Raw genomic sequence first — 6085 nt, 5'->3', positions numbered from 1 at the left:
CCCCTGGGCCCATGTCGCCGCCGTCACCGGCCACCGCCTGCACACCGACAGCACCTTCGACGACGTCGCCGGCACCGTGAACACCCGTCGCACCACCCGCACCGACTGGCCCGGTGGCCCCCCGGATCTCGGCGAGCTCGGCGCTACCGGCTGGGACGCACTGTTGGGCCACCTGACCCGCTACTCCGGGTCCACCACCCGCTGCTTCATCGCCCTCGACGAGGGCCTGACCTGGATCCTGGGCGGAGCGGGAAGCGACTTCTACGGCGACCCCTTCCACGTCGAAGCACCGCAGGACAACGCGTTCCCGTCACAGCTGTTCAACTCCGCTCCCCGCCTGCAGGCCTCCGCCCGCAGCTGCCTGCTGCTCACCGCCCCGCTGGCCGCGCTCCACACCCTCGGACGAAGCTGGCGGTACAAGGACCAGCGCTGGTTCGAGCGGCACAGCCCCAGCCTGCTCTGGCCCCTCGACCGGTCCTGGCTGGTGGCCACCGACCTTGACTACGACTACACATACCTGGTGGGCCCACGCGTGCTCGTTGACGCCGTCCATGCCGATCGTCGACTCGAGGTACAACTGCAGGACGTGAGACCGCCGCACTGAAGCCTCCGCCACTCTCGGCGGCCAGCGACCTCGCGCTCATGTCGATGACCAAGCGGTGGATGAGCATCAAGTCAGCTGCATCGACCGGGCGCCGCGCTGCATCCTGGCCGGGTGACCGGCCACCCCCACGACCCCCTCGAGGACGTCGTCAGTGAGCTCTACAACGGCCCGGAGCCGGCAGGGTGGCGCGTGGAGCACAACGCCAAGCCGCTGCCGAGCGAGGAGTGGCCCCACCCAGGGGCGGTGACCGACGCCGAGGACGAGCGCTTGGCGCGGCTGCGGCGACGGGTGGTCGAGCCGGTGGTGGACAGCATGATGAGCGCGCAGGAGGTGCAGGCCCTGAGCCTGCACTGGGGTGTCCACGGCCGCGGCGGGGACGTGTGGATCCGCATCGACGCCCCGGGCGACCGCTACGAGGACTGGCTGCCCTCCCCGTGGTGGACGACGGACCCGTCCGAAGTGGACCCGCCCACCTCGGAGGCGGAGATCGCCGAGCACCTGGCCGACCGGCTGCAGGACTGGATCGCCGAGTCCGCCTTCGCCTGGGGGCAGCTGCGCCAACCCGACTACCAGCTCCGCGAGGACTGACCGCCGCACGCGCGCTCGTGGCTCTGTCGGCGGACAAGCGGGAGCCAGCGGATCACGTGGTGGTCTCAGGCGGGGTCCCACCGCGCCGTCCCGGCACCCAGCTCGATGACGACCTGCCCCGCCGGCTCCGGCGCGCCGTACGGGTGGCCCGCCGCGATTCCCTCGGCCGTCACCGGGTGCAGCGTGAAGCGCACACGGCCGGCGCCTGCGGGCAGGGGGTGGGGCCCGAACTGCCCGGCGCTGCTCGGCCCACCTGTCGGCTTCCACTGGCTGCTCGGGCCGCTGCGCTCGTCACCGGTGCTCCACACCAGCGGCACGTCCACGCTGTAGCCGGCGTCCACGATGAGGTCACGCACCCCAGCCGCAGCGGCCTCCTCAGCCGTGATGCCGGGAACCAGCTCGTACTCCAGGCCGATCATCTGCTGCTCGATGTTGTCGGTGCCGCCCCGGAAGTCGTCCTTGGAGCGTCCCTCGTCGGCCAGCCCGCGCGCGATGAGGCGATGGCCGGGGATCAGCTCACCGCAGTCGAGGTCGAAGGTGGCCAGCAGCCGGTCCGACAGGCGGGGCGAGCGAGGCGGCATCTCCATCCTCCGATCATGCGACTGCCGCAGCTGCGTCGTCCAGCACCAGCGGCGTCACGACATCCCCGCTGTGACGCCCGACGAGTTACCGGTCATGTCGCTGGTCGCGCGGAGCACGCGCTCGTACCGTTGGTCGCGCGCTATGGGCGCGCGCGGCGTTCGCTCCTCCGGGTGACGAGCCGCATGTGGCGATCGATGACGTGCCGGCGACTGATGCCGCATAGTCGAGGGGTGCGAACGCTTCACGCTCTTGCCGCGACTGCGCTGGCGACCGCGTTGATGTCGACCGCGTGCGCTGACCCAGGTACCAGCGCGGCGCCGGTACTCCCAGCTGAGAGCGTGACGACCACCCCCAGCACGATTGCCGCGCCGGAGCCAGGCGTCTACACCCAGCCAGCGTTGGTCGAGCTACCGATCGACAGCCCAGACCGTCCCGGTGACGACCTCATCGACTGGCGAGGCCAGGTGAGGGAGTCCTTGCAGCGCTACCCCGCCACCTTCGCCGTCCCCGTCGAGCTACCCGCAGACATTCCCCTGGCCTTCACCAGCGCCTGGTGGGGACACCCGGTCCTCGACGTCATGAGCGACGGGTCTGGCGTCATCGTGTGCCGCGGCGAGCTACCCGCCTGCGAAGCGGCTCTGGGTGACGCCCCGGTCGTCGTGGTCCGCAGCGGTGAGGTGGACTCGACCCCCTTCCACGTCCTGCTCAAGCCCCCCGCCGAACCCGGCACCACCGGTGAGCTCACGTCCGCTCAGGAGCAGTTCTGGACCAAGGTGGCCTTCACATCTGCCGTGCCCGATTGGGCGGTAGAGGCCAGCTGACTCGGCCGCGCGGTCGTGCCGCCTTCGCGCGCACGCGACCTCATGCCACTCCGCCGGGTCGGAACGCGCCCTCTAGCTGCGGCGTTGGAGCTTCATGTCCTCAGCCGCGTCTGACACGCCGCGTCCGGCCCAGCAGGGCAGCCCCGCCCGGCGCTACAGCGGAAACATCTACGAGACCGTCTCCGGCTTCCCCACTGCTGAAGACCTCATGCGCGCCTGTCTGGAGGGCGCCCGAGCCACAGTCGACGACCTCACCGCCCGAGCTCCGGGGATCAGCAGCGACCCTTACTTCCAGGGAAACCTGGAGCACGCTCAGGGGGCAGTCGAAGGCTTCACCGCCCTGCTGGACGTCGCTCGTCAGACACCTCGTCCCGCTCTCGATGCCCCGATGCGGGCTTTCGACGACGACGGTCAGCTGATCGCCGAAGTCACCTTCAACATGCACATCGAGGCCACCGACGGCGCCTACGCGCTGGCCTCGGCGACACTGCCCCATGCAGGAGGAGCCCCGATGCTCGGAGACTCCTGACGAACGGTGATGGTCACGCTCATGCCGCTGGTCGCGCGCGACCTTCGGCGGACGTGACGTGAGGGGGCATCACACGCGACTGTGTACCGGTGACCGTCACCCTGTGCTGCGATGTCTCCGCGGCTGCCTGGCTCGACAGCACCGACTCCTCGTGGGGGAAGCTGGTCTGCCTGGGACCCGACGGCTTCGAGCGCTACGCCCGGTTGCGCTTCATCCCCGACCCCACCCAGACCGGCCAGCGAGAGGGCGACGTAGCCGGCGACGAGGACCGTGGCACGGAGACCGAGCAGTTGCGTACCGCCGTGGATGTCCTGAGCGCCCACACCACGACCGTCGACGACTGCTACTTCGCCCTCTGGGACGGCTGGGGCGTCACCCCAGCCGGTGGACCAGCCCGCCCGACCTGGCAGCTCCCCGACCGCGACTACTTCCTCTTCCAGGGCCCTCTGTCCGCCCTCGGTGACGAGGATCAGTGGCGCGAGGCGCTGCGGACGTCGGACGCCCGATGGTGGCTGCCCGTCCCCGCCTTCGTGTGGCCCGCGGACCGGGCCTGGTGCCTGACCAAGGACGTCGACCCGCACTACGCCGGCATCGGAGCCTCCGGTGCCGCCATCGAGGACCTGCTGGTCCGGTCGGGGCTGGATCTCGTCCTCTCCGACCCCGCGGACACGCCACCGCACTACTCCTGACCCACGCACGGCACAGCACCCCGCGTGTTCATGCCGCGACCGGGACGTCGCCGACATCTGGACACGTCCGGGGCGAGCACTGGATCAGCGCGGCGCACAGGCGCCTCAGCGGCGGTCGATGCTGCTCTCGAACCTGCTCACCTGACCTGTGCGTGTGACGGTCCACGACTTGCTCGAGCGGAACCCCGAACAGGCGCGCGGACTCACGTCGCCTCGAGTTCTCGCACGCTCCAGTCCGCGCAGTCGATGATTGCGACGCCTTCCGCCGTGATGAGGATCAACGTCCTGCCCCCGCGCATCGTCGCTGTACCGCCGACGCGGAGGTCTGAGGGACGTCGCTCCAGGACCTCTCCGTCGTCGCTGAACCGGAACAGGGAGTTCCTCCCCTCGCAGGTCTCGTGGACTGCGACCCAGGTCCCCGTCACGGGGTCGTGGAGGACGTGACGGAAGTGCTCGGCCACCCTCGCCCGCTCCCGCCCGTCGGGGTCGATGATGCGCAACGGCCCCCGATCTCCGCGACCGCCAGGTGTTCGCCGTCGGTGGCCGCGGACACGAACCCGCCACGGCCGGACGTCGAGATCCTCGACCCCAGCGGATCCAGCGAACGGTCCAGCAGGCGGCACCAGTCGCTGCCCACCGCCAGCGAGACGTCTGGACGCAGCGCGAACACCTGCAACGCCCCCCGCAGGGAGCGCACCTCCTCCCCGGACGCGGCCTCCAGCACGCGGGTGGCTCTCCGGAGGTAGGTGACGGCCACCCGACCTCCAGCCAGGGCTGTGACGACCTCCACGTTCGTGCGGCTGCGGTCCTGCCACAGCCGCTGCCCCGACAGGTCGTACCCGCACACGCCGTGGCGCTCCCACGCGCCGGCAACCACGAGAGGACGTTCACCGGGCACCAGCGCCCCCCCGCCAACCGCCGCCGGAGCCCCAGACCGTCTCGAACGTGGCGCAGCGCGCACCACGCGCCAGCGACCACCCGTCCACGACCCCCTTGAGCTGAGCCGTGACCAGCAGATCGTCTTCCCACGGTGGTGCGGCGACATCCCGGAGGTCGATCACCAGCGCGCACCCTCCCCCGTGAAGATCACGCCGAGCACTGTCCCCGACGGATCCGACACCAGCCGCTCAGGCGGGGCTCGACGACCTCGCGACTTCTGCGTGGCGGACGGGGCCCCCGCTGCGACGACCTCACGGTTTGTCGCGGGCGTGCGAGTTCATCGTCGCGCGTCGCCAGTCGCTGATCTCGACAGCTACCTCCACGCCGGCAGCGCTCACCACCGCTGGACCCGGTACGGCCCCTGGAGGCAGGTCCACCTCCCACGCGATGGAGTAGCCCTCACCGCGACCGGCTGCGTCGGCAGTGCCCAGCGTCCACGACGAGACGCCCTGCTCCAGCACCAAGTCCACCCCGCGCAGGGGCCTCTCCGAGCTTGCCGGCGAACCCGCGCACCCCGCGCCCCCCGCACTGGTGTCGTCGCAACCGTCGCGGAACCACTGTCCGGCGACCTGCAGATGCCCGCACCGCTCCACCGTCACCGGGGCCGAACCCTCCCCACCGCCCACCGATGCTGCCTCCGGGTCGGTGCCGATCACCAGCTGCGGGCCCACGCATTTGGCTGCTGCCGACGCCGCCGGCAGCATGCCCAGCGCGGCGCAGACGAAGGCCAGCACTCCGGTGGCCGCGAAGACTCGACGAGCTCCCACGCCTCGTGGACTCACGCAGCAGTCACGGCGTTCCCCCACCCAGGGAGTGCCCGCTCGAACATGCGGTCATGTCGCCGTCCGCCCCGTACCTGGTGGCTGGTGATGCGGACGGGCACGATGACCGGGTGAGCATGGAGGGCCTGCAGACGGCAGCCGACCCCGCTGTCGGTGACTGGATCGCCCCCCGCCTGCGCGGCGGCTTCGGCGCGGTGTGCCGCACGGTCCCGCGCGGCTACCCCGCCTACGCCCGCGTGCTGCACTCGGTGGAGCCCGAACCTGCGGTCGAGCCGACCACGTGGACCGGGGTCTGCGCCCGCACCGGTCGCATCCCGCACGCCCTGATGCAGTGGAAGGCCATCACCACTCCCGCCCCGCCACCGCGCTCCGGTGGGGAGGTTCCCCTCTCCCGCGAAGGTCGCTGGGCCGAGGTCCAGGTCCGCCGCGGCACCCTCAGCCCGCAGGCGCTGAGCCCGTTGCTGGACGTCTTGGCCCCCTTCACCGGCGACCGGTGCCACCACGCGCTGTGGGAGGGGTGGGGGTGGCTGAGCGGCGGCAGCGTCTTCCTC

Annotated in this window: 9 protein-coding genes and 1 pseudogene; 6 read left to right on the top strand and 4 right to left on the bottom strand. The window is 71.2% G+C overall.

Annotation, left to right across the window (positions count from 1 at the left end):
• Both GTR02_RS18880 and GTR02_RS18875 read left to right on the top strand, forming a co-directional pair.
• A partial coding sequence (locus GTR02_RS18880; RefSeq protein WP_166609027.1) for a hypothetical protein occupies nucleotides 1-604 on the top strand: 604 nt, incomplete at its 5' end.
• A 111-nt stretch (nucleotides 605-715) separates the two neighbouring features.
• Nucleotides 716-1192, top strand: coding sequence for a hypothetical protein (locus GTR02_RS18875; protein ID WP_166609026.1), 477 nt, complete (start codon nucleotides 716-718; stop codon nucleotides 1190-1192).
• 65 nt (nucleotides 1193-1257) lie between these two features.
• Here GTR02_RS18875 and GTR02_RS18870 read toward each other — a convergent pair whose 3' ends face one another.
• Nucleotides 1258-1779, bottom strand: coding sequence for a hypothetical protein (locus GTR02_RS18870; RefSeq protein WP_166609025.1), 522 nt, complete (start codon nucleotides 1777-1779; stop codon nucleotides 1258-1260).
• Between the two features lie 333 nt (nucleotides 1780-2112).
• On the opposite strand from GTR02_RS18870, the gene GTR02_RS18865 reads away from it, so the two are divergent.
• The 3 genes from GTR02_RS18865 (at nucleotide 2113) to GTR02_RS18855 (ending at nucleotide 3813) form a co-directional block, all read left to right on the top strand.
• Complete coding sequence (locus GTR02_RS18865) at nucleotides 2113-2595, top strand: hypothetical protein (protein WP_166609024.1); 483 nt, start codon at nucleotides 2113-2115, stop codon at nucleotides 2593-2595.
• A 94-nt stretch (nucleotides 2596-2689) separates the two neighbouring features.
• Entirely contained in the window at nucleotides 2690-3124 is a 435-nt protein-coding gene (locus GTR02_RS18860) for a hypothetical protein (protein ID WP_166609023.1), read from the top strand.
• Nucleotides 3125-3213: 89 nt separating this feature from the next.
• The gene (locus tag GTR02_RS18855; RefSeq protein ID WP_205709610.1) at nucleotides 3214-3813 is read left to right on the top strand and encodes a hypothetical protein; all 600 of its coding nucleotides are present in this window, start codon (nucleotides 3214-3216) and stop codon (nucleotides 3811-3813) included.
• Nucleotides 3814-4016: 203 nt separating this feature from the next.
• Here the strand turns inward: GTR02_RS18855 and GTR02_RS18850 are convergent, their stop codons facing one another.
• The 3 genes from GTR02_RS18850 to GTR02_RS18845 all read right to left on the bottom strand — a co-directional run bounded on the left by GTR02_RS18850 (nucleotide 4017) and on the right by GTR02_RS18845 (nucleotide 5486).
• The gene (locus GTR02_RS18850; protein WP_205709609.1) at nucleotides 4017-4274 is read right to left on the bottom strand and encodes a hypothetical protein; all 258 of its coding nucleotides are present in this window, start codon (nucleotides 4272-4274) and stop codon (nucleotides 4017-4019) included.
• Nucleotides 4235-4690 carry a hypothetical protein gene (locus GTR02_RS22475; RefSeq protein WP_205709608.1) on the bottom strand — a complete coding sequence of 152 codons (456 nt, stop codon included), beginning with the start codon at nucleotides 4688-4690 and terminating at the stop codon, nucleotides 4235-4237. Before GTR02_RS22475 ends, GTR02_RS18850 begins: the two co-directional genes overlap by 40 nt.
• Before the next feature lie 313 nt (nucleotides 4691-5003).
• Nucleotides 5004-5486, bottom strand: a complete 483-nt coding sequence (locus GTR02_RS18845; RefSeq protein WP_166609021.1) for a hypothetical protein — start codon at nucleotides 5484-5486, stop codon at nucleotides 5004-5006.
• A gap of 158 nt (nucleotides 5487-5644) precedes the next feature.
• Between GTR02_RS18845 and GTR02_RS18840 the strand changes: the two are divergent.
• Nucleotides 5645-6085, top strand: a pseudogene (locus GTR02_RS18840) (hypothetical protein); the annotation flags it as partial.

Origin of the sequence: Kineococcus siccus (assembly GCF_009906795.1) — a bacterium.
Lineage (GTDB): Bacteria > Actinomycetota > Actinomycetes > Actinomycetales > Kineococcaceae > Kineococcus > Kineococcus siccus.
The sequence above is the reverse complement of the archived record's forward strand: the minus strand, read 5'-3'. Positions and strand labels throughout refer to the sequence as shown.

Bases quoted from the DNA above. Each gene is read 5' to 3' on its own strand.
- GTR02_RS18870 (WP_166609025.1), bottom strand. From the start codon at position 1,779: ATGGAGATGCCGCCTCGCTCGCCCCGCCTGTCGGACCGGCTGCTGGCC.
- GTR02_RS18860 (WP_166609023.1), top strand. From the start codon at position 2,690: ATGTCCTCAGCCGCGTCTGACACGCCGCGTCCGGCCCAGCAGGGCAGC.